The organism is Mycoplasma sp. 480, from assembly GCF_051353065.1.
Lineage (GTDB): Bacteria > Bacillota_I > Bacilli_A > Mycoplasmatales > Metamycoplasmataceae > Mesomycoplasma_A.
Genome location: NZ_CP195722.1, coordinates 132,472 through 157,362, shown reverse-complemented (window position 1 = coordinate 157,362; position 24,891 = coordinate 132,472). Strand labels below are relative to the sequence as shown.

Annotated in this window: 18 protein-coding genes; 5 read left to right on the top strand and 13 right to left on the bottom strand. The window is 23.0% G+C overall.

Features of this window, described 5'->3' with window-relative positions; all coding sequences use genetic code 4:
* Positions 1–8: 8 nt before the first annotated feature.
* Genes ACR34G_RS00700 through ACR34G_RS00685 form a run of 4 tightly spaced genes read right to left on the bottom strand, consistent with a single transcriptional unit; the run spans position 9 to position 5,003 of the window.
* Complete coding sequence (locus tag ACR34G_RS00700; protein WP_436358865.1) at positions 9–1,238, bottom strand: CNNM domain-containing protein; 1,230 nt, start codon at positions 1,236–1,238, stop codon at positions 9–11.
* A gap of 1 nt (position 1,239) precedes the next feature.
* On the bottom strand, positions 1,240–2,568 hold the full coding sequence (gene dnaB / locus ACR34G_RS00695; protein ID WP_436358864.1) for a replicative DNA helicase: 1,329 nt from the start codon (positions 2,566–2,568) through the stop codon (positions 1,240–1,242).
* On the bottom strand, positions 2,561–3,001 hold the full coding sequence (rplI, locus tag ACR34G_RS00690) for a 50S ribosomal protein L9 (protein WP_436358863.1): 441 nt from the start codon (positions 2,999–3,001) through the stop codon (positions 2,561–2,563). Before rplI ends, dnaB begins: the two co-directional genes overlap by 8 nt.
* Positions 2,982–5,003 carry a DHH family phosphoesterase gene (locus ACR34G_RS00685; protein ID WP_436358862.1) on the bottom strand — a complete coding sequence of 674 codons (2,022 nt, stop codon included), beginning with the start codon at positions 5,001–5,003 and terminating at the stop codon, positions 2,982–2,984. Before ACR34G_RS00685 ends, rplI begins: the two co-directional genes overlap by 20 nt.
* A 116-nt stretch (positions 5,004–5,119) precedes the next feature.
* On the opposite strand from ACR34G_RS00685, the gene ACR34G_RS00680 reads away from it, so the two are divergent.
* Together ACR34G_RS00680 and rpsT are read left to right on the top strand one after the other, a co-directional pair.
* Positions 5,120–6,697: a DUF31 family putative serine protease gene (locus tag ACR34G_RS00680; RefSeq protein ID WP_436358861.1), complete on the top strand. Its 1,578-nt coding sequence runs from the start codon at positions 5,120–5,122 to the stop codon at positions 6,695–6,697.
* A 119-nt stretch (positions 6,698–6,816) separates the two neighbouring features.
* A complete protein-coding gene (gene rpsT, locus ACR34G_RS00675) occupies positions 6,817–7,092 on the top strand; it encodes a 30S ribosomal protein S20 (protein WP_436358860.1) in 276 nt (91 codons plus the stop codon).
* Between the two features lie 33 nt (positions 7,093–7,125).
* Here rpsT and ACR34G_RS00670 read toward each other — a convergent pair whose 3' ends face one another.
* The 7 genes from ACR34G_RS00670 to ACR34G_RS00640 form a co-directional block, all read right to left on the bottom strand.
* Positions 7,126–7,641: a DUF402 domain-containing protein gene (locus ACR34G_RS00670; protein WP_436358859.1), complete on the bottom strand. Its 516-nt coding sequence runs from the start codon at positions 7,639–7,641 to the stop codon at positions 7,126–7,128.
* Between the two features lies 1 nt (position 7,642).
* Positions 7,643–9,127 (bottom strand): MYPU_1760 family metalloprotease, encoded by a 1,485-nt coding sequence (locus ACR34G_RS00665; protein ID WP_436358858.1) that lies wholly within the window; start codon positions 9,125–9,127, stop codon positions 7,643–7,645.
* A gap of 189 nt (positions 9,128–9,316) precedes the next feature.
* Entirely contained in the window at positions 9,317–10,165 is an 849-nt protein-coding gene (locus ACR34G_RS00660; protein ID WP_436358857.1) for a hypothetical protein, read from the bottom strand.
* Positions 10,166–10,167: 2 nt separating this feature from the next.
* Positions 10,168–11,004, bottom strand: coding sequence for a hypothetical protein (locus ACR34G_RS00655; protein ID WP_436358856.1), 837 nt, complete (start codon positions 11,002–11,004; stop codon positions 10,168–10,170).
* 12 nt (positions 11,005–11,016) lie between these two features.
* A complete protein-coding gene (locus ACR34G_RS00650; protein WP_436358855.1) occupies positions 11,017–11,844 on the bottom strand; it encodes a hypothetical protein in 828 nt (275 codons plus the stop codon).
* An 11-nt stretch (positions 11,845–11,855) separates the two neighbouring features.
* The gene (locus ACR34G_RS00645) at positions 11,856–12,695 is read right to left on the bottom strand and encodes a hypothetical protein (RefSeq protein ID WP_436358854.1); all 840 of its coding nucleotides are present in this window, start codon (positions 12,693–12,695) and stop codon (positions 11,856–11,858) included.
* Position 12,696: 1 nt separating this feature from the next.
* Complete coding sequence (locus tag ACR34G_RS00640; RefSeq protein ID WP_436358853.1) at positions 12,697–14,862, bottom strand: S8 family serine peptidase; 2,166 nt, start codon at positions 14,860–14,862, stop codon at positions 12,697–12,699.
* Between the two features lie 449 nt (positions 14,863–15,311).
* Here ACR34G_RS00640 and trmB point away from each other — a divergent pair, with 449 nt between their 5' ends.
* The 3 genes from trmB to ACR34G_RS00625 all read left to right on the top strand — a co-directional run bounded on the left by trmB (position 15,312) and on the right by ACR34G_RS00625 (position 18,314).
* A complete protein-coding gene (gene trmB / locus ACR34G_RS00635; RefSeq protein WP_436358852.1) occupies positions 15,312–15,923 on the top strand; it encodes a tRNA (guanosine(46)-N7)-methyltransferase TrmB in 612 nt (203 codons plus the stop codon).
* Positions 15,924–15,925: 2 nt separating this feature from the next.
* Positions 15,926–16,858 (top strand): hypothetical protein, encoded by a 933-nt coding sequence (locus ACR34G_RS00630; protein ID WP_436358851.1) that lies wholly within the window; start codon positions 15,926–15,928, stop codon positions 16,856–16,858.
* 91 nt (positions 16,859–16,949) lie between these two features.
* Entirely contained in the window at positions 16,950–18,314 is a 1,365-nt protein-coding gene (locus tag ACR34G_RS00625; protein ID WP_436358850.1) for a M17 family metallopeptidase, read from the top strand.
* 81 nt (positions 18,315–18,395) lie between these two features.
* On the opposite strand, the gene ACR34G_RS00620 is transcribed toward ACR34G_RS00625, so the two are convergent.
* Both ACR34G_RS00620 and ACR34G_RS00615 read right to left on the bottom strand, forming a co-directional pair.
* Positions 18,396–20,021 carry an IS1634 family transposase gene (locus ACR34G_RS00620; RefSeq protein ID WP_436358849.1) on the bottom strand — a complete coding sequence of 542 codons (1,626 nt, stop codon included), beginning with the start codon at positions 20,019–20,021 and terminating at the stop codon, positions 18,396–18,398.
* 200 nt (positions 20,022–20,221) lie between these two features.
* Positions 20,222–24,877 carry an MGA_1079 family surface serine endopeptidase gene (locus ACR34G_RS00615; protein WP_436358848.1) on the bottom strand — a complete coding sequence of 1,552 codons (4,656 nt, stop codon included), beginning with the start codon at positions 24,875–24,877 and terminating at the stop codon, positions 20,222–20,224.
* Positions 24,878–24,891 lie beyond the last annotated feature (14 nt).

Here is a 24,891-nt window from a genome sequence, read left to right as displayed (position 1 = left end):
ATAATTTTTTATTCTTCTTTTCAAATTTCTATTTTAGGTTCTTCTTTTCTTTTGTTTTCAACAACTTTAAAATATAAGTTATTAATATTAAATTTGAATTTTAAAGTTAATTTTTTGTTTGTTGTTTTCTCTAAAAAAGAACCAATATTTTCATTTTCATTTTCGTCTAAATTTATTGAGAAAAAATCATTAATTTTAGAGATAGCTGTAGAATATTTAACCATGATTTTTGAACTTTCTTCCAACTCATAAAAATCTAATTCGTCTCTATAATCATGTTCATCATATATTTCTCCAACAAGTTCTTCCAAAATATCTTCTAAAGTTATTAAACCAATAACTTTTTTATCATCATTACTCTTAGTGATAAAACCTAATTGACTTTTATTTTCTTTCATTTTTTTTCAAGCAACTTTTAATAAAGAATTTGAAGAAATATAAGGAACTTCCACAATGTAATCATCTATATTAAAAGTTTCTTCATCAGATAAACCGAAAATGTCTTTTAAAAGGATTATACCTACAAATTTTTTATTTTTTTGAACAGGAATACGGGAAAATCCCGTATTTTGGAATATTTCTTTAATTTTTGCTAAACTATTTTCATAAGAAACATAAGTTATTTTTTTCAATCTAACATAGTGCTTAGTTACTTTTATGGAATCAAAATCTAGTGCATTTCTTGCAAGAATAGATTCTTCTTTTTCTAAAACACCTTCTTTGTAACCTAAATCTAAAATGTGTTTAAGTTCATTTTCTGTATTAGTAACTTGATCTGATTTAACGAATTTTGAAATTAAAAAAGTTAATGGTCAAAATAAGTAATGAAAAAATAAAATTAATAAATATGTACACTGTAAAAATTTTATTGGATATTTTCTTGCTAAAATTTTGGGCATCATTTCACCAAAAATAACAATAATAGGAGTCATAACTAAAGTAGAAACGATAATTTCAAAAGTTTCCTCTGTTATTCAACTCGAAAACAATGAGGATAAAATTACAGAAGAACCAATATTTACTATATTATTTCCTATTAAAATTGTAGATAATGTAGATGGGAACATCTCATATCTTTTAATTATCACTTTTTTTTGAAAGTGTTTTTTGCTATTTAAATTTTCTTCTAATTTTGCCCTAGAAACAGTTGAATAAGCTGTTTCAGAAGCTGAAAAAAACGCTGAAAGAACTAATAAGAAAATTAAAATTATTATAAATATAATTTTCGACCAACTCATTCTAGTTTGTTTCTCCTTCTTCAAAGAAAAGACCTATTTTTGGATTAAATTGTAATGATAAATCACCAATGGCACCGTTTCTATGCTTTGCAATAATTAATTTTGTTTCTTGAATGTCATAAGGGGAAATTTCCTTTTTATAGTAATTTTCCCTGTATAAAAACGCAACTATATCAGCATCTTGCTCAATTGCTCCAGATTCCCTTAAATCTGAAATTATAGGTCTTTTATCTTCTCTTTTTTCTACGTCCCTGGATAATTGAGATAAAGCAATAACGGGGCAATTAATTTCTCTTGCTAGTTGTTTTAAACTTCTAGAAATTTTAGAAACTTCTAATTGTCTATTATTAGAACCACCAAGATCTATTAATTGTAAATAATCCACCACTATTAAGTCTATTTTTTTCATTTTATTTAATAATTTTTTTGTTTTTCAAATCATTTCATGGAGTTTAACTCCTGCTGAATCATCAATAAATAAGTTATAATGGCTGATTTTTTCATTCAAAGTTGTGGAAATTTTAATTCAATCTACATTAGTTAAAAATTGTGGATTTTTTAAATAATCTCCAGGAACTCCTGACTCAGATGCTAATATTCTAGTTACTAATTGAGTACTTGGCATTTCTAAAGAAAAGAAAACAACAACATTATTGTTTTGCTCAACAATGTTTTTTGTTAAATTTAACGCAAATGCGGTTTTTCCCATCGCTGGTCTTGCTGCTAAAATAATTAAGTCACCTTTTTGAAAACCTGAAGTAATTTTATCTAAATTACTAAATCCTGTACTAATTCCTTTTAAACTAGTACTATCTTTTCTAGAAAGCAAGTCTTTTAAGATGTTTGCAGCAACATCTCTCATATTTTGAAAATCACTATTTTGAACATTTCTAGTGATTTGAACCATCTTGGATTCAAATTCATTTAAAATATCATCTGCAGTTTTATTTGCTTCTGATAATTGTTGAAAACTTTGTTTTAAAACAATAGATGCTTGTCTTAATGTTGCTTTTTCAACAAGATCATTCATTACTTCTTTAACTGTAGAAAAAACGGGAATTTCGCTTGTATATTCTGCTATTTCAGCTGCTCCACCAAATTCTTCTAGTTTTTTCATTTCATCCAGTTCTTTAATAACTGAAACATAATTTATTTTTTTAGAAGCAAAATATAAATTATTTAATGCTTCAAAAAGAATTTGATTTTTGAAATCGTAAAAATCTTCCTTTTGTAAAAAAGGAATAATTTTTGCTTGATCTTCCTCTGATGATAAAGCATAAGAAAGGATCGACTTCTCTACTTCCTTAGGTAAAAATAAACTTTTACTCATCTTTTTCAACCTTAACTCTTAAATGAGCTATTACTTTTTTGTGTAGTTTAACATTCAATACAGTTAATCCCATACTTACAATATGAACATGCTCTTCTAAAGAATGTTTAGGTAATTTAATGTCCATATCTTCAAGAGCTTTAATAATTTTTTTAGCTGTTATTGAACCATGAACTACATTATTTGTTTCTTTTAATTTGAAGGTTAAAATTATAGCTTGAATTTGATCTCTTAATAATTCAGCTTCTTGAATTTTTTTCTCTTCTTCTTGTTCTAAAATTTCTATTTTTTTATTTAAATATAAAGATGTTTTTTTGTTTACAGGAATAGCTAAACCATTTTTGATTAAAAAGTTTTTTGCATATCCATCGGATACATCTATTACTTCATTAACTTTTCCGTCTTTACAATCTTTAATTATTATTACTTTCATTTTTCACACTCACTATCGCTTGTCTTATATTGTCTACAAATTCTTCTAATGTTTCTGTTGTGCTTTCTGCAGCAGCAGCAGAGAAGTGACCACCACCACCAACTGTTTCTGCAATAATTTGCACATTAGTATTGTTTATACCTCTTGCAGACATTTTAAATCTATCTTTTCCTACTACTTTAGCAACAACAAAAGTTGCTTTTCTTCCTTGGATATTTAACATAAAATCAGCCGCCATAGACACAACATCTAAATCAATTTCTTCTGCTGTATAAGCAAGTAAAAATCCTGGCTTGACTTCTTCTACATTTCTAGTTATCTTATTAATTATATTAAAAATTTCTTCACTTATCTTTAAAGTTTCAATAGATTTAGCACTTTGAGCCCCTCATCTAGTTAAAATTGAAGCTGCATTAAATGTTTTCATAGTTGTTGATTTTTTAAATTGATTAGTATCCATATAAATACCATTTAAAAGCATTTGGGCACTAAAAGGTGAAATTATTCTGTTTTCACCATCTGAATTAAGTGCTATAACCTCTGTTACTATCTCAGATGAAGAAGAAGCAGTGGTTTCAATATAATCATTTCCTTTAGAAAGAAATTCAGGTTTTCCTGAAACCACTCTATGATGGTCAAAAATAAATATTTTTTTTGGATCAGCAGTATTAAAAGCATTTGGATTTTCAATTCTTGTTGCTTCTGCTGTATCTACAATTATTATCATTGTGTTTTTGTTTGTATATTTAGATGCTGTTGAAGGTTTTATGAATATTTTTTTATCTATATATTGAGAATTGGTTTCTAAAAAATGTGTTGTTGTAGAATCAAAAGTTACATTTTGAATATACATTTTCTTTTCTAAATTAAACTTGGTTTTAGCATAATTAATTAAAAATTGACCAAGTCCAAAAGCAGAACCCACAGCGTCTAAATCTGCATATTTATGCCCATATAAAATGATATTTTCTACTTCTGGATTTTCTAAAACTGCAAGCATTTTTTTGGATACAAAGTTTAGTTCGCTTCTACTTGAATTGGAGCTTATTTCACTATTTGAACCATAAACAACAGGTCTAGAACCATATTTAATAGTTGTAATTTGATTCCCACCTCTAGTTTTTGAATAAATTATTGCATCTTTTGCAATTTGATTTAATTTAGAAATTTCATTTGTTCCATGAACAAAACCAACCGATAAAGTTACTTCTTGTTTTGCTTCATAACTAGAATTATTTAAATTAACAACCATTTCATTAAACATAGAAAAGTTTTTTGCTTTTAATTTTGCGAATGTTTCATAACTAGTTACAACTCAAAATTTTCCTTCAATATATTGACGATAAGAGAAATTATAATTTTTAGATAACTCATCAAGTAAATTAATAACAGATGTTTTTACCTTGAAAAAATCTTCTTCTCCTAATGTAGAAAGTAATAATTGAAAATTATCTATTTCAATTTCTCCAATTACAACTTTATCTTTCTCGTAACTTTTCAAAAGGTTATCATATAAGGTTATATCTCTAATAGAAATAGCGTTTTTATCTCTATATTTTTTAATTGCATATGTATAACCATCTTCAGAAAAAGTAGAACCATCTCCTACTAAATTTTCTTCATTTGCTTTAACTTTATTTTTCAGAACATCATCAATATTTTTTCCTATTCATTTTTTAGAAAACCTTTTTTCTATAAATGAAGAAACTCAAATAATTTTTCCATTTGTTGTATGTAAAACTAAACCTAAATTATTTTCTTCAACAACATCATTAATATATTCATATAAAGAAGATTGAATTTTGGAACTTTTATGCAGAAATACTCATAAAAGTCAACATAAACTTATAGTTGCAACAATTAATCAAAATACAAAAAAACCAAATAAAAGAAATTTGGAAATCAAATTTATTTGATATAAAACAATAAAAATAACTGCAAATAATATCAAATAAAAAACGTTGATTGAAAAGTATATTAAAATCTTTGCTTTTTTACTCATATTATTAAATTATAAAACAAACTATTATTTTAAAAAACATAATTTATATTTTCTTTTTGAAAAACTTTTTTATTTTACTTTATAATTAATAAAATATTTTTGAAAGGTTCTTTATTATGAATAAAAAAACTAAATTTTTGCTTTCTTTTTCTTCTGTTTTATTAGTAAGTACATCTCTTGTTTCTTGTTCTTTTCCTTTTGTTAAAAAAGAAGAAAAAGAAACAATTGAAAAGAAAAAGCAAGAAATTAATGTAGAAAATCCAAACTTCTCACTTGAAGTCAATTCTTCTGTTTTAGACAATGCAAAACTAGAAGAAATTAAACAAATATACAAGAAAAATACAGAAAATAGTGATTCTGTGACTGATTTTATTAAAAAAAGAAGTTTTCAAATTGAATATGTAAAAACCTTTGTAGAACTTTATTCTGATGATTCTAGAAGAAAATTTGTAATTTCAAATTTAGAAACAGAATTTGCTACCGGATGAGTTTTAGATAAAGATCCAACAGATGAAAGAGTTTATTATATTGCTACAAATATTCATGCAGCAGCTTTCATAAATAAACCAATAATAAAAACTAATTCTGTAAAGCTTTTAAATAATAAAAATGATAATTACTTTTATCAAAATATTTCAGAAGAAGAATTAGATAATTTCAATTCTCAAGGAATTTTCAAACCAAATTACAATGGAGAAATGCCAGAAAATTATTTTAGTTCACATGATATAAGAACTTTATCACTAATTGGTTTAGAAAATTATCCAGAATACAAAAATGATCCTTATGTTATAAATGACGCAGGTAAAAGAACAAAAGAAATCACTGAAAATAGACAAAATGATTTTTATAATTATAAAGATGCTACTTTCAATGAAAATTTTGACGTTTTTAAAGATAAAACCAATATATTTGAATCATTTGAAGTTATTAAACCGCTTAGTTATCAAAGTACTTTTTATAATTATTTTGATCTAAAAAATGGTAAACCTTCAGAAAAAGAATATCTTTCAGGATCAGATTTTGCAGTTATTAAAATAAAACTAAAAGATAATGTGGAAAAACCCGCTTTTTTAAAAGAATATGATAAGTCTCCAACACTAATAAATACTGTAAATACAACTTTAGAAAAAATTGAAGGTGAAAAAGTTTTTTCCTTTGGTTTTCCTGTAAAAATAGATGATTTAGAAAACAATAAGAGTACAAGAGTTACTGAAAAAGTTGATGGATTTAAATTAACCAAAAGCTTTTATAAAAATGGTATTAGCATAATCAATAATATGCCAGTAATCAACCAAGGATTTCAAGACAATGAAAAACTTACAAATAAACCTTTTGATATAGAGAATTCAATTGATAAGGATTCTCCATCTATTGAAACAATATATTTAGCTAATCAAGATTTAGATAACTATGTTAAAGTACCAAAGTCTAATTTGTTTTTTAAAGGAGCATCCGGAGCTGGTGTTTTTAATCAAAATAAACAAGCAGTGGGAATTTTCTTTTCATCTAATGCAGGTTTAAAACACGATGATGAAAATTTTAATACTTTAAATATTCACAGATTACTAGAAAAAGAACAAGATAAAAGCCCTTTGATTTTTTATTTAAAAAATGTAGATCAAAATCACTCTTGACTAAAACAACATTTCAATGAAATTGTTGCTTTTAATAATTCTTTGATAAAAAAATAAAGTAAGTTTTTTGAAATAAAAAATATTATTTTCCAAAAAATAAAAATAATGTAAAATATTATAGTTAAAAATACAAAAAATTATTGTATAATTAAGAAACAAAACATTAAGGAGATAGAATGGCAAATATTAAATCAAAAATAACAAGAATCAAAACAAATGAAAAATCTAGAATAAGAAATAATGCTATTAAATCAAGAGTTCGTGGAGCTATTAAAAAAGCTAAACTAGCTGCAGTGCAAAATGCTACTAATGTAAATGAATTAGTTGCTAAAGCACATAAAGAAATTAATACTGCTGTTTCTAAAGGTGTTTTACACAAAAACAATGGTTCTAGAAAAACTTCAAGACTTGATGCTTTTGTTTCCAAACATTTAAGTGCAAATGTTGCTTAATTAAGATAATTAAAAACTCCAAAAGGAGTTTTTTTATTTATCTATTTTGCTTTGAATATACTTTAAATATTTTTTATTAAAAATATAGGTTTCCTTATAATACAAATTAATTAAAAATTTTAATTCTTCAAAAACAACATCAATAGTTTTTTGAGAATATTTCATTTTCTTTGCGTTTGATAAAAACTCTATTTTATCTATTATGTTTAAATCTTTATTAGGATAAACCTTAATATCTAAATCAAAATCAATGAATTTTACAGTGTGTTCTTCTACAAAAAAAGGAGATGCTAAATTTATATAGATATAAAATTTTTTGTTAACAATAGTTACTAAAGCATTAAAAAAATGTTTTTTATGAAAAAATCACAGTGTGTCTTCTCTAATAGATCATTTTTGAAAGTTTTTTTCCATAACTTTTGTTTTATTATTCATATAAAGTACAACATGATTTTCAGTTTCTTGTAATATTTTTCCACCACTTCACTGTCTATATAATTTTCCATTATATTTATATGCTTGTATATTAACAAAATTTTTATATTGCATTTTACTCCTTGATAATTTTATTGTTTCTTATTGTTAAAGATTCACTATTAGTTAAAAAACTTCTACTTGAACTTGGACCATAATTAGAATTACTTGAAAAATTATTTAAATTATGTAGTTCTTTTTCTTCTATTTTACCATTATTATTTAAGTCTTTTCACAACATAGGTTTAAAATCCATATTCATCTCTTCCATATTTAAATAACTATTTGTATAGTAACTTAAATATTTTTCTTCTGGAAAAAGACTATAATCTTGATCATTTTTATTTAATTTAGCTTTTAAATTATTACTTTCATTATAAACTAAATTTAATTTTATAAAGGAATTTTCCTTATTTTTGAAAATTAAGCCATCATATTTTTCTTTTGTATAACCACTAAAAAATAATTTATTATTATCTATATTTCCTTCTAATTTATCATTAATATATGTTCTATTATTTAAATTATAAATCCCACTGATATTCAATTTATAATTCATTATTTCTAAAAAATGAATAAATAAATCTTTAATTTTATTGTCCAATTTAATTACTGAATCATTTTTTGTAATATAACCACCAAAAGCAGAATCATTAATAATAAAATTATCTTCTAAATGTGTTAAACCATCTTCTCTAGTTAAAGTTGTTGTTCATAAAGAGTCATTTAAATAAAAATTTTTATCATTATTTAAATTATTTCTTTTTTCTATATAAAAATGTTTATATGCTTCGTTTGCAAAAAACTCTTCAAAGGAAAAATAATAACTTAAAGGAATAAAATTATTTAAGTTTTTAAATTTTTCATTCATAATTTGCAAATTTTTATTTTCAAAATTTATTTCATTTAACTTATTTGTTAATGATTTTTCCAAAATTTCTTTTATTGTAACATCGTTAAAAATATTACTTGAATTTAATAAATTTTTATTTGGGAAATAATTTGAAAATCTGTCATCTGTTATTCTTAAATCACTTAAAAAGTTATCTATAAATTCTTTATTATAAGTTTTAGTTGATTTACTGTTTTTGATTGTATATCCTTGTTTATAATTGGAAAGATAAGTGGAATCGATATAATGAAAATATTCATGATATAAAATTTGAAACAAAACTTCTATTCTGTCATCTTCATTTTTTATGTTTTGTAAAGAATCAGAATTTAAATATATTTCTCTAGTGTTTGAAATAAAAAAACCCTGTCTTTCCTTTGTATTTGAAAATTCTTTTAAATTTTTATCAATTATTATTTTATTTAAAAAATTTATTTCTGATCCATAAAATAAATCTTTTTTAATTCTTTCATAAAACTTTTGAAGTCCATTTTTAGATAAAAAATAATCTTCTTTTTTATATTCAATCAAATCAAAATTAAAATATTTTTGCTCTATTTTTATAAATTCTTGTTCTTTATTTTTTGAATAATCACAAGAAGTAAAAACAATAGCAGGCAAACTAAAAGAAAAAAAATACAAAAATGATTTTATTTTTTTATTAAACATATTAAAGTTAATCTTTCTACTATTTTTATTAAATTATAAAACTTTCTATCTTTTTGTATTAAAAATATTTATATTTCTTTTTATTAAATAAAAATACCGGTGTAAAATCACTGGTAAATTTATACTTACTTGATATTGTTATTACTTTTCAATTAATAAGAATCATTACATAAGAAAACTTTTTACATTTTATTTTTCTTTATTTAGTTCATGAAATTCAAAAGCAAGTGGAAATTTTTCATTATTTTCTTCTTCATTATATTTTTCTTGATCATTATAATTATTTAAATTAGATAAAATTAAGTCTTTAAGATTATTTGATTTAGGTATTTTTATTTCTACTTCTTTTATATCATCAGTAAATGGACTGCTTACATCTAAAAATAGAGAAAATAATATTATTTTATTTGAGAAATAATTTTTTAATTTTTCTTTAATTGTTTCTTCTGTATCTTTATCTGTTTTTTTGATAATAGCATTTATTAAATACTCTTTTATTAAACTAAAAGGATTATTAGTTAAAATTTTTTCACTTTTAATATTTTCACGAAAAAGTGGAATAACATGTGTATCATTCATATCTTTTTTATTAAAAGTTTTCAATGCAAAAGAAGTTCTTAAATCATTCATAATGAAGTTGAATTGATCTATATTACTAATAGCTATAAATTGTCCTAAATGATTTAAATCAAAGTTAAAAATGTGTTTTTTATCTTCTTCACCAAATGGTGATAAACTAAAATCATATTTTGAATTTTCTTTTTTAAAAGGATTTTCGAAGTAAAAAGTAGTTAAATGATTTTTATCTACTTCTCTTTTTCCATCAACGCCTAAAAAATCTTTTTTATATTTTATTTCATTTCATTCTTTAAATAATTCATTAGGGTTATGATATTTATTGTGAGTTGGTTTTTCAAAAATAAATTTTGATTCATTATCTTTTTTCTGTATATTTTCTTTATTTTCATTACAAGAAATAAAAGAAAATAAAGATAAACCACCAGTTACAATAGGAATTAATAATTTAATTTTTTTCATTTTTATTTACCTTTACTATTTTCTTTATCTAATTCATGAAATTCGAAAGTTAATGGGAGATTGTTTTTTGGAATATATTGCCCATTGCTTTTATTCTTTAAGTTTAATTGAACTAAATCTTTTAAATTGTTTGTTTTAGGAAATTTTATATTTACCTGTTTAACATATTCCTTAACTCCATCTCTATCATCTATAAATAAAGAAAAGATAAGGATTTTAGTTTCAAAATATTTTTTTAATTTATTTTTTATGTTTTCTTCTGATTCGCCATCATTTATCTTGATTATTTTATTTAGCAATCTTTCTTTCATTAAATAAAAAGGATTGTTAGTTTTTATATTTTTATCCAAATTTTCATCATAAAAAATAAGAGCTATATTAGCTGGTGCTGTTGTTGTTTTAAGAAAAAAAGAAGTTCTTAAATCATTCATAAAGAAGTTGAATTGATCTATATTACTAATAGCTATAAATTGTCCTAAATGATTTAAATCAAAGTTAAAAATTTCTTTTTTATCTTCTTTAACAAAAGGAGATAAATTAAAATTTTGCTTTTCATTTTGTTGTGTATAAGGATTTGCAAAATAAAAAGTATCAATATGATTGTTATGTACTTCTCAAACATTATCTTTTTCTAAAAAATCTTTTTTGTATTTTACTTGATTTCATTCTTTAAATAATTCATCAGGATTATGATATTTATTGTGAGCAGGTTTTTCAAAAATAAATTTTGATTCATTATCTTTTTTCTGTATATTTTCTTTATTTTCGTGACAAGAAACGAGAAAAGATGATATTGAAATTGTTGTAAGTACTGGTAATAATAATTTAATTTTTTTCATCTTTATTTTTCCTTAACTATTATCTTTTTCTAATTCATAAAAATCAAAAACAAGTGGATCATCTCAATCGCGATCATATTTATCTTGATTTTTATTAGTAGTTAAATTTGCTTCAATTAAATCTTTAAGATTATTTGTTTTAGGAAATTTTATATCAACAGTTTTTAGTTCTTCAGTAAATCTGTTTCTTGTTTCTGTAAAACAAGAAAATAATACTATCTTTTTAGAGAAATAATTTTTTAATTTTTCTTCTATTACTTTTTTATTATTTAAATCAGTTGTTTTAATCATAGATTCAACTAATGATTTTTGTATTACATAAAACGGATTATTAGTTTCAAAATTATTTAAAAAATCATAATCAAAAAATAGAAGAGAAGTATCAACTTTGTTTAAATTTTTAAAATTAAAAGCAGTACGTAAATCATTCATAAAAAATTTAAATTGATTATAGTTACTTATTGCTATAAATTGACCCAAATGGTTTAAATCAAAGTCAAAAATGTGTTTTTTGTCTTCTTGATTAAATGGAGATAAACTAAAATCATATTTGGAATTTTCTTTTTTAAAAGGATTTTGAAAGTAAAAAGTGGTTAAATAATTTTTATTTAAATCTCAAACACGATTATCGTACAAAAAATCTTTTTTGTATTTTATTTCATTTCATTCTTTAAATAATTCATCAGGATTATGATATTTATTGTGAGTTGGTTTTTCAAAAATAAATTTTGATTCATTATCTTTTTTCTGTATATTTTCTTTATTTTCGTGACAAGAAACGAGAAAAGTTGATACTGAAATTGTTGTAAGTACTGGTAATGTTAATTTAATTTTTTTCATTTTTATTCTCCTTAACTATTCTCTTTTTCTAATTCATGAAATTCAAAAGCAAGTGCATTATTATCTTTGTCTGAAATATATTTATTTTGATTTTTTTCATTAGTTAAATTTGCTTCTATTAAATCTTTAAGATTATTTGTTTTAGGAAATTTTATGTGAACATTTTTTATTACTTCAGTATAATAACTTCTTCCATCAGTAAATAAGGAAAATAACACTATCTTCTTGGAAAAATAATTTTTTAATTTTTCTTCTATTACTTTTTCATTATCTAAATCAGTTGTTTTAATCATTGATTGAATTAATGAGTTTTTTATTGCATAAAATGGATTGTTAATTTCAAAATCGTCAACATCATAGAAGTGAATAAAATATGGAATTCAATCATTTCCATTAATTGATTTAAAATTTTTAAAATTAAAAGCAACGCGTAAATCATTCATAAAAAATTTAAATTGATTATAGTTACTTATTGCAATGAATTGACCTAAATGATTGTAATCAAAATCAAAAATATGTTTTTTATCTTCTTGACTAAAAGGGGATAAACTAAAATCATATTTTGAATTTGCTTTTTTAAAAGGATTTGCAAAGTAAAAAGTAGTTAAATGATTTTTATCCACTTTTCATTTTCCATCAACACCTAAAAAGTCTTTTTTGTATTTAACTTGATTTCATTCTTTGAATAATTCATCAGGATTATGATATTTATTGTGAGCAGGTTTTTCGAAAATAAATTTAAATTCATTATCTTTTTTCTGTATATTTTCTTTATTTTCGTGACAAGAAATAAAAGAAAATAAAGATAAACCACCAATGACAACAGGGATTAATAATTTAATTTTTTTCATTTTATTCTACTAAATGACTTATAGCAACTTCATCATTTAATTGTGAGATGGATGAATTTTGTTTATAAAGATAATATCTATATTTTCCTGATTTACTTATTTTGATATTTAAAATTTCTTTATTAGATTTAACTGATGTAGTTTCTTTAACTTTTTCTCATTCTTTTGTTTGGCTATTTCAATATTCTAAAACAATATTGAAATCTGTTACAACATTATTATTTTTAAACTCTTCTTCAAAGTAATTTTTATCTTTTTTACCAATATATATATTTTCAGGAATTTCTTTTTCAAAACCATTAAATAATCATGCTGAACTAATTTTTAGTATTGAATTATCTTTTAATTCTAATTCTTTTACAGTTTCATCCAATTTCCCTTTTTCTCTATCTCCTTTTATTGTAAATTCTCTTAAACTATCTACTGCCTCTTTTGCTTTTTTATAGTTTAAAATTCCTGCTCCAAAATCTTGATTATAACCTGTTCCATTAATTAAATTTTTACTAAATTCATTAAATAAATCAGATGAAACACCTATTAAAGAAAATATTGATACTGGTTTATTTCTAACTTTTGGAAAATTTCTATATAACTTAGAAATTACTCCTGTTACTAGTGGAGCAGCAAAACTTGTACCTTGCTCATCTTTAGAATTTTCAATAAATTTAAAATCATAATTTGTTCCTGGAGCAGCTACTGTAATATTTGGATAATCTTGTGAAAAATAGTAAGAGTTACTAGAGTTAACTGAAAAAGAAGTAGATTTTTTTGTTTCTGTGTCAAGTGCTGCAACTTTTATTGTATTTAAACCTAATTTCATTCCGTGAAAATTGTTGTTTATGTAATCATCTTTATGATTTCCTGCAGAAAATACAAAAATAATTTTATATTTTTTAGTAAATAAATCTAAAAAATATGCAATGTTATCATAAGAAGTTCTTAAAGTAATTGGGGAATATGGATTAGGAGAACCATAACCAAAACTTCCGTTTATTACTTGAATTCCTTTTGAAACTGAAGTTTTTAAGAGTTTTTCTAAATTATACATATTATTGAAAGTAAAAGTATATTTAGAACTATTAATTCTCCTGGTTGAAAGTAACAAATCATAAATTTTTGCAAAAGGATCGACTCCTTCTTTAGAAGAAATTAAACTAGCTACTTCTTCCTTATGATCCATTTGTTCTTCTATTGGAGTTTTAGTTTCAGAAACCAAATTATTAAATTTAAATAAATTATTATCTTTTCTTAAATTAATATTTTCAAGAACTCCTACTTTTGTTCTATAAACCCCTTCTGGTTCATTAGTTTTTTTGTCAATTTTTACTTTTGTTTCATCATAGTCATCATTAATTAAATCTAATTGTTTTCTAAAATGTGTTTTGTAGTCTGAAGTAGATAAATAATATCAACTTTCTTCTTTCTTTTTGGGTTCTTCTTTTTTAGTTGAAGTAGAACTGGATGATGAACTTGAAGAATAGGAATTTTTGTGTTGTCTATAAGTTCAATCATTGCTACTATAAGGATTATAGTTGCTAGAGCTTGTACTTGCTTTTCCTGTATCTTGATCGTATAATAGACATTTTCCCAAATCATCTGGTTTATCAATACAATACTTAGTAATTAATCTTTCAGCTACATCTTTAAAAGATAAAGTCGCTACTATTTGTTCTTTAGAATAGTTAGCAAATTCTTTTTTATTATCTAAAAATTCTGCAAATTTATTTGCATCTTCTAAGTCTACTTCTACACTTATCATAGGAAGAATTTCAGAATAGTAAGAATATTTAACAATATTTTTATCTTTAAGTTCGCTTAAAAGTAAATCTAAAACTTTTTTATTTTCTTTTGAATATTTTTCAATTTTGAGATTATTATCTAAATTATCATCTACAAAGACATTTGTATATAATCTAAACACTTCTCTCTTTGGTAGAGATTCAACAAAATCACTTACCATTTTATCTTCTTTTGTTGGATTTTCTGAAAAACTTTCAGTTGAATAATTTTTTAATTTACTTAAAAATTCATAAATATTTAATTTTTTGTTTTCTTTATTATTTTTTTGTTGTGAATCATTAAGATTCATACTTACACCTAAAACAAATGGACTTAATAATCCAGTTATTGGCATAAGAGTAAATAAAAATTTATTTTTCTTTTTCATAATTTTCTCCTTTATTTTATTTAAAAAGGTTGCAAAAAATCCTAAACTTAATTAGGATTTTCTTTTTAGTTTATTATTTAATTAAATAGATAAATTTATTTTAAAGTCCTAAAAAAGTAAAAATGAAAATACTGGTTAATTTTAATAATTAACTTGTTTATATTACGAATGATAATATTTTTAGTTATTTTCATTTTTCCTCCTGCAACCATAATTTCATTATAATACTTTTTTGCAAAAATTTCAAAATAAAAATAAAAAAATATGCTATATTATGCTAATAATATTTTTTCTGCATTTTCTGTTAAAACTAACTTTTATTAAAAGATGTTTTTTGTTAAGAAAGAAAGTCTTTTATTTAATGATATCTTATTATTTTGGTTTTTAGAATTTTGTGTTGAAATTTATTTATTTCTTGTTTAAAAAATAAATTTTAGTATTATTTTGATATGAGATTAAGAAATATACCAAATGCAACAGAATTACTTTTAGAAAGCGAATATTTAATAACTGAATTTCCTTTTAAAGTGAATTCTAACACTGTACTTGAAATGGGTATGGGAAAAGGTGAAATGTTAGTTCAACTTGCTCAAAATAATCCTAATATTATGTATATAGGAATTGAAAAATATCCAACAGTTGCTTTAAAATCTATGAAAAAAGCCAAGAAATTAAATTTAAAAAATTTTAAAATAATTAATAAAGATATTGCAGAATTACCTAATTTATTAGAAGGAAAAGTAGATTTAATTTGACTAACTTTTTCAGATCCTTGACCTAAAAAAAGACACTATAAAAGAAGACTTACTTACAAAGATTTTTTAAATATTTATCAAAATTTATTATCTCCAAATGGTTTATTAAAATTTAAAACTGATAATGATGGTTTGTTTGAATATAGTATTGAATCTATACAGGAATTTGGGGCAAATATTATAAATCTAACAAGGGATTTTCATAATAGTGACCTTTCTAAAAATAATATTATGACAGGTTATGAAAAAAAATGATCAGATAAAGGCAAAAATATAAATTATTTGGAAGTTAAATTTAATAAATAATTATGTATATAAATAATAAGAATTATCTTTTTTGAAATTATTTTACTAACTTAAAACTTTCAAAAGAAATATATTTATTTCCTTTTTTTGGTTCTTATGTTTTTATGTGATTATTTAAAAATATAGTATTTTTGAATCTAAATGATAGTGATTTAGAAATTGATATAAAAAGAAAAATTTATTTTATTCTGTTTTTTCCTTTGTTTATAAGTTTCGTGTTTTTATTTGTATTTTTGATGTGCTCTGTATTTTTACTTCAAGAGTGAAATAATAATCCAGAAACAAGTTTCTATTTAAAATTTTTAGTTGCTACTAGCGGAATTATTATTTATATTTTACTTCATCCTTTATGAGTATTTCTTGCTTTTAGAGAATGCAAAAAATATTCTCATAAAGAGTACAACACAAAAGAAAAAATAGATTATAGTTTGTTTCAAATAAAGAATCAAAAAAAGTGAATTTCCTTTGTTTTAAGCAAAAATCACATAGATGATTTTTCTTGTTTAAAGCATTTTCAATTTATGATTAAAAATGAAACAAATAATAAAATAAAATTAACTGAAAAACAAAATATAAATATATCTAATAATTTAGTTGAAAATATAATTTTTAACTGATATAAAAAGCATTTTTACAAATTTAAATTAATGTTCTTACTAGTTTATATAAAAAATATAATTAAAAATCAAGAGCAAAATGATCTAAATAATAATGCTTTATATAAATACATAAATAAAGAGATTTTCTTTTTAATTGGTTTAAAATTGCTATTTTTTACAGCTTGAATTAGTTCTTTAATTTTAATTATTTTTCTATCAAATATTTTTGTCTTTTTCATTTTCTTATTCTGTTCAATACTTTCTTATTTAGTAATTTTAAAACCTTTTTTCGGTTTTATATTTAGAATAAAATTGTTGAAAAAACTTCAAGCATAAACATTTAACAAGATGTTTGTGCTTTTTTAATAAAAAAAGATAAAAACTCAAAAAAAGTTTATAATATATTTATTATAAGAATAGGAGAAAAATGATTAAATTTATAGAAAAATTAACAAATTCTAACTTTTCACTTGAAGCAGTATTCAAAGGTGAAAAGTTTGATTCAAATGTTATTGAAAAAAAATTCGCTTTAACTGAATTTGTTACAGAAAAAAAAGCTGTAATGTTTTTAGGAGATAAATCAGAATTTAAAGTAAGTGATTTAGATACTTTATTAGATAAATTAGTTTCATTACCAAGAGTTTATGAAGTTAAACTTGAAAGTTTTGTAAATGAAGAAGTTTCATTAACAACGCTTGCAACAAGATTATTAGAAAAATATGAATTTGTAAATGCAAATATTTACAATGTAAAAACAAACAAAAAAGAAGAAAAACATGACTTATATATTTTAGTAAGCAATCTAAGTTCTTTAGATGCTGAGCTTAAAAAAACAAAAGTGTTAGTTGAATCAGTAAATTTTGCAAGAAATTTACAAGCAACACCTCCAAACATTTGTAACTCAGAATGATTAGCAGAAAAAGTAAAAGAACAAGTTTCACAATTTAAAAATTTAAAAGTTACTGTTTTAAATAAAAAAGAAATTGAAAAACTTGGAATGGGTCTTTTATTATCTGTTAATAAAGGTTCTATGTATGAACCAAGATTAGTTGCTATTGAATACAACGGAAATCCTGATTCAGAAGAAAAAGTTGCATTTGTTGGAAAAGGTATTACTTTTGACTCTGGTGGTTACAACATTAAAACCGGAAGAAGTATGCTTGGAATGAAATACGACATGTCAGGAGCTGCAATAGTAGCTTCAGCATTAAATGCAATTGCACAATTAAATCCTAAAGCAAACGTTGCTGCAGTATTAACAATTACTGACAACAGAGTAAATGGTGATGCTAATTTACCAGATGCTGTTTGAACTTCAATGAATGGAAAAACAGTTGAAATCAATAATACAGATGCTGAAGGAAGATTAGTTCTTGCCGATGGAATGACATATGCTATTAGAAACTTAAAAGCAACTGCAGTTATTACAGTAGCTACATTAACAGGTGCTATCTTAGTAGCTCTTGGACATACATTCACAGGAACATTCTCAACTTGTGATTGCTTATGAAATAAATTAGATGAAGCTGCAAAACAACAAAACGAATTAATTTGAAGAATGCCTTTACACGATGATTTTGCTAAATTCATTAAAGGTTCAACAGTAGCAGATTTAAAAAATACTGACTTAACTGGAAATGGCGGTTCTATTTCTGCTGCTATGTTCTTAAAAGAATTTGCAGAAGGAAAATATTTTGCTCATTTAGACATTGCTGGAACAGCAGAAACAGGTGAAAAACCTATGGGAGTAATGGTTAAAACATTAGTTCAATATGCATTAAACAAAAAATAATAAAGATAAATTACAAACACAATAAAGTGGGACAATTTATTGGGACACATTTTACCAGTGATATCACTGGTAAAATTTTTTTTATTTTGAAATTCAAGAATTTCAAATTTCGTTTGGGGTTTTTCAATTTAAAATTGATTGTGGTCTTTTTTCATTATATCAATTTATATAATTATTAATAACTTCTTTTAAATTATTAAAAGTTAAATTTTTAATTTTAATGTGTGATAAACATTCGCTCTTTATATTAGAAAAGAAATATTCAATTTCTCTATTATCTAATGAATTACCAACTCTTGACATTGAAATTATTCCATTATTTTTTTCAATAATTTCTACAAATTTATTAGAAGAATAAACGCTTCCATGATCAGTATGCATAATTCATTTTTCATTAAAACTTAAATCTTTATTATGTTCTATAACTAAATTTAAATCATTATTTTTTTGATAAATTTCAAGAAACAATTTTTTAGTTTTATGATGAATTGTTGCTGAAAAATATACATGATTAGAATTAAATACATCTTTAGGAGCAGTTATGTAAGAAACATCTGTTGCGAAAATATTGTTGTTTTTTCCTTGAAAATCTCTATTAATTAGATTTTCAAATTTTACTGAAGTATTTTTATCTTCTCTATCTTTTAAAGCTCTTGATTTACTTATAGTTACAATTCTTCTTCTGAGATTTTCTGTAACCCTTTTGTTTTTAAAAGTGGAAAAGAAATCTGTGGATTTGTATTTTAAATTATCATTTACATAAATATAATCTTTCTTGTTTAAAACATATTCTTTGAATTCTTTAGAACTTGCTTTTGCTTTGTAAGAAATGATGAATCCATAACCTTTTTGCTCTAAAAATCTGATATTTCCGGACGTACTCATTCCACGATCGGCGATTACAGTTATGTTTTTAATTTTGTACATTTGCTCAAGTTCAAGTAAGAATTCAATCATAGTTTTTGAATCTGGAGTGTTACCACTAAAAACTTTAATATGGAAAGGGATTCCATTTCCATCGAATGCTAAAGCAATTACAATTTGATCTTCTTTGAATTTTCCATCTTTAGAATAACCAGTTTGTCTATAACCCGTTCTTTGAAAAGATTCAAAATAAACAGTTGATGAATCAAAATAAATTTCGCTTAAATTTCTGTTTGTTTCTTTTAATACCATTTGGTGTAGTGCATTTACAAGATTTGCTTGATTATTTTCAACAATATCTAGAAGTCTATAAAAACTATTTTTTGATGCTGAAATATCACTATTAAATTCACCTTGTTCACTAAAAGAAGAGAAAATACTTGAAGGATTATAAATCCTTTTTGCAACTAGAAAATTGAAAATTTTCTTCATATCTTTATGCCTTGTTTTCTCAAAAGACTCAAAAATGTTGTGTTTATTGAGTAACTCTTCAATTAGTTCGTATCCGACATTTTTATTTACTCTTACAAGTTCATCACTTTCCAAAGCTTCTAATAATGCAGACTGAACTCTTTCTTTTTTATCAAGTGAAGAAAAAGATTTTAATTTTTCTTTTAGAATTTCTACTGCATTTTCTTTTTTCTCAAGTAATTTTTCTAAATTTCCAAGACTAAATCATCTTGTTGGTGCTTTTCCAAAACCTGTTGTTCATCCAACATATTTATAAATTACACCTTTTTTGTTTCCTGAAACATTAAATAATATTAAATTTTTCTTTTCCATTTTTATATTATACCACAAAATGCAATTAAGTGCAATTATTTTTTAAAGAAAATTACTATATATAAAATATATATAGTAAAAAATTTATAAATTCAATTTAATTCAAATTTCTTAAGGATAAATGAGAAAGATGATAATATACTTAAACAGTTTTTTGGTAATTATTTATTTGGACTTTTTCTTTTATAAAAATTATTTCTTTATTTTTCCTTTCTAACAAATCAAGGCACACTATATTCAAAAGGTTTTTGTGCATTTAATTTTAATATTTGCGCAGCTAACGATCTCTTATTAGTTAATGATAATGGATCTTCGTTATTTCAATTAATTCCAAAATAACTATGTGTAATTGTTTCATAGTTTCAAGATTGTAAAAATGTTAAAGATGCTCCTGAATTTATAGTTGAAATATAACTGTTATTTTCTCCTAAAATTCCTGTACCTGAATTTCCATTATTAAAGAAAGTAGGAGTATATCCTTGTTGTCTAGATAACCCAACATTTCCTGAAGAGCTACCTGCTCTGTTAATTAGATAACCTGATTGTTTTCCATATGGAAAACCATTCATTGCAAAGTTTTTAAGATTTGCTCCAAAGAAAATCGCTCCTTCTACACCTGTATAATCTAAATTAGTATTTGGTAAAGTAAATCAGTTTTTAAAATATGCAACCATATCCATTTTACCTTCTAATTGTGCTTCTTTAATAAGTTCAAAAGCATCTACAACAAATACAGTCATATCAACAAAATTACCTGCTGTGTTGTTATTTCCGTTTTTATCATATTGATTTAATCCAGTTCATATAATACCAGAGGTTGCTTTAGAAATTCTATTAGATCCTGATCAATAAGAATATCCTGGTTCTACATTATTATCAAAGTTATTAGATGATTTAACAATATATTTATTAGTAACTTCTGTTGGTAAATTATTGTCATCAAAGACATATTTTTTTCCAGCTTCTACGTGGTTGTTTGTAATAATGTAAAATTTACCATCATTAGGATCGCTACTTACTTTTGCAAACATTGTTGCAGAACCAAAACCATAAGCAATTGCTCTTGATCTTACGTTATTAACTAAAGGAATATCCTTTCAGTCTTTGTGAAGAAATTCATTATCTTGTTTATATCCGTTATGTAATTCATAACTAACATTTTGATTTGGATTGTATTCATTACTTAAAATTACTTCTTGTGGTGTAAAGAAAGTAATGGGTTGATTTTCTTGATTATAATCTAGATTTTTATAACTAAATAGATTAGTTTTTTGACCAAAATCTTCATGTTCAATTGCATTAGTATAATTTAGCAAAATAGAAGCACCAGCATTATTTATTAAAAATGCTTTATTTTTATTAAATTTATCAAATTTAGTTTCATCTAGTGTTTCTTTAAAAGTAATTGCTTCTTTGTATGGATTTCCTACAAGAAGTTTATAGTTTTTATCTTCCAATTCCACTGTGAATTTTATTCCTTCATTTTGCTGATATTTAGCTTTAATAACAAAATAAAATCTTGGATGTTCTCCTCCATTTAACTTGTTGATTATAATGGTTTGTTGCCTAAAAGAAATTTCTTTACCAAGTATTAGATCTTCAAAATTAAACTCAAAGTTGTATCCTTTGTCCAAAGAAGAAATATTTGTTAGTCTTTGATCATTTTGAACCAAAGTATTTCCAAATAAGTGAAATTTAATTTTTCTATTTGTAGAATTGTTGCTTAAAAAGGTTTTTTCTATATATTTGTTTTTTAATGTTCAACTTGCAACTTCTGTTTGATTATCAAAAGATCATAATAAATCTTTTTGATAAGGTTCAACTTCTCTTTCTCTTGTTATTTCTGAAGAAGATTCAAAAACAGTTTTTAACTCTTTTTTAGCAAAAGTTAATTCCTCTTTTGAATTAACCGATGAAGCAAAACCTTTAATTTTATATCATACATTTCCTTTAATAATGCTGTTGTTATTTTTAGGATTTGTATATTGTAACTTAACATAAATAGAGTTATTATCTATGTTTTTAGCTTCAGCAATTGAAATATTGCTTGTATTAATTTTGAAATTGTTATAATTGATTTCACTTGTTTTTAAAGATACATAATTTGAAAGATCGTTTGAGTGATTGTTTACTTTATTTTTGAAATCATTTGCACTAATTTGCTGTATATTTCCTGTATTTATGTTTAAATCGCTATATTTAATACTGTTTAAAATTATTTCTGGATACAAGTTTTCTTTATAGTCATTTGTTAAATTAACTAAAGTAATATCCTGATTATTTGTATAACGTTTTTCAGTATTTTCTTTATTTATAAAACCTAATTTAAATGTTAAACTTCCTTCATTTGTGCTTCTAACATCGTAAAAGTATATAAAGTATTTATTGTAAATATTAACTAAATTTAAATTATTTTCTGAATCATTTGAGTTTTTAATTGATGTTTGAGAAGTAAAAAAACCATTTACAGATGAATTTTTATTTGAAACATCTGCATCATCTTTATTTGCACTTCCTGTGTTTGATAAATTACTAAAATTCTTGTCATTAGAATTAGAACTATCTGAATTTGTGTTTTTAAATTTTAATAAGAAATTGAGTGCTTCAAAAGCTTTTTGTTCTATTATGTCTTTAGGATCTAAAACTCTAAATTGAAGATTTTGTGATTTATCAATCACTCCATCAACTCTTCTGTAATCAAAATTTGAACTATTAATTTGATTAATAATTGTTTTATCATTTTCATCAATTGTTTCTTTATTAGTAAAATCATTTTGTGTAAATCATTCATTTTCATTTATTGGTTTAATATCTCTAAAACTTAAAGGTTTAAAGAAATTAATTGTTTTTAAATGAGAATTAATAAATGCTGTAGTATTTAATTTTGGTAAAGGTGCTTCTATTCCATTTTTTTTATATCATAGAAAAACTTTAGCTTGACCACCATTAGTATTTCCTGTGTTATTAACTATATCCTTAACTTCTTTAACAAAAATTTCATATTTGCCTATTTTTGGCATTTTATACGATGTTTCTAATGCTTCTTTAGCATCTTTAGCATTAAACATTGTGTGATTTATATTTGGATTTTTAAATTCTATATTACTTCAAAATAGATTAGCAGAAGGAGTTGAAGTAGTTTTTCCATTAGTTGTAACTTTATTAGCTTCAGTTACAATTTCAAGAATTTTTGCTTCATCTCTTAGATCTTTATCGCTAGCATCAGATTTTGAATTATTTAAATAATAATTAAAGGTAGTTGATTCTTCACCTTTAGTAACTTTTATTTTAAAAGTAGCAAAGAGTGAATCACCATTTACTTCATATCTCAAATCATTGCTGTAATTTATTATTTCAACTTTTACACCTTCTGGTTTTTGTATATCAAACAATAAATTCTCTTTATAAATTTTATCAAATACTTTATTAATTTCTTCTTGAGTTAAAGCATTAGCAGAAGCATTTGTTGGATTAGTTAAAGAATTTAAAGCGGTTTCTATTTTTTTATTTGAATATTCAGGAAAAGTTTTTAAAACTTCAGAAAATAAATCATTTTTTAATCACATATTAAAAAAATTTATTTGTTTAATGTTGGCATAATAATTTTTAATGTCTTCTGAATTAGAAAAATCATAATAATTTTTAACTTCTCTATAAAATTTAGAATTGGTAAATATTTCTTTTGGAGTTATTGAAATATTTTTCAACAAGTCACTTTTTAATTGTACAGAATTTTCTGTTTGTAAAGGAATTTCCTTTATTTTAGTATCATTTACATAAAAACCAATGTTTAAAGCTATCTTATTATTGGCTGTAAAAATATTATCCGTTTCTTCTATTTTATATTTAAAAAAATTATTTACTATTTTTTGTTTAGAAACAAAAATTTCCTTTATTTTTTCAAAATTATTTGTTAAATCAGATTTATATAAATCTAAAAACTGATCATAACTAAAATTAAAAATCTCATCTAAATTGCTAATTTTGATTGTGTTAATTTTAGAATTTAAATCATTACTAAAATTAATTGTTTTAGTAACTTTTGCAAATTTTGTAGAATCAGTGGTGCTTTTTGCAAGGTAAATTAAATTTAAATTATTAACATTAGTAGAATCTATTTTGACTTCTTCTAAAGTTAAATTCACATTTTCTATATCGTTATGTGATAAATAAATATTTTGATTTTCTTTATTGATAGATGCACTATATAAGAATTTTTTTAAATCATAAGTTTCTATATTTGGATTAAAATTAATTTCAAGTTTTCTTTCTACATCTTCTTTAAAAGTTTCATCTTCTTTTACAGGTTCTTCATTTTGTTCATCTGAACCATTTAATTTCTTCTCTGAATCTTTTAAATTAACTAAAGTAGAATTTATTTTATTTAAAAAATCTAGTGTTTTAATTTGTTCAACATCAGAAACTAACTTGTTGTTTTTTAAAAATTTTTCTGTTTCTGATAAAAACTTATCAAACTCTTCTTTATTATTTGCTTCTGTATATTTCTTTGTTTCTTTAACTGTTTGAGCATTTAAAACATTGCTTATTATTTTATTAACAATAGAATTATATTGTAAAGAAAGATCTAAAATATTATTAATTTCTTCTTTTGAATTTAATGAATTTATAAAAGCAACTAAACCATTTTTAGTTTGGTCATTTAAATTAGAATAATTTTCAATTTTTGATTTACTAGATTTTTTGTAATCTTCTAGATTTTCTTCTGTGTTTTCATTTGAATTTGTTTTTTTGTTTCTAGTTAAAGCATAAGTTGTACCAATAACTGCAGAACCTACACCAACAACCCCAGTTAGCAATAACAATGCTAACAATAATTTTTTCTTTTTTTTGTTCATTTCTCTTTTACTTC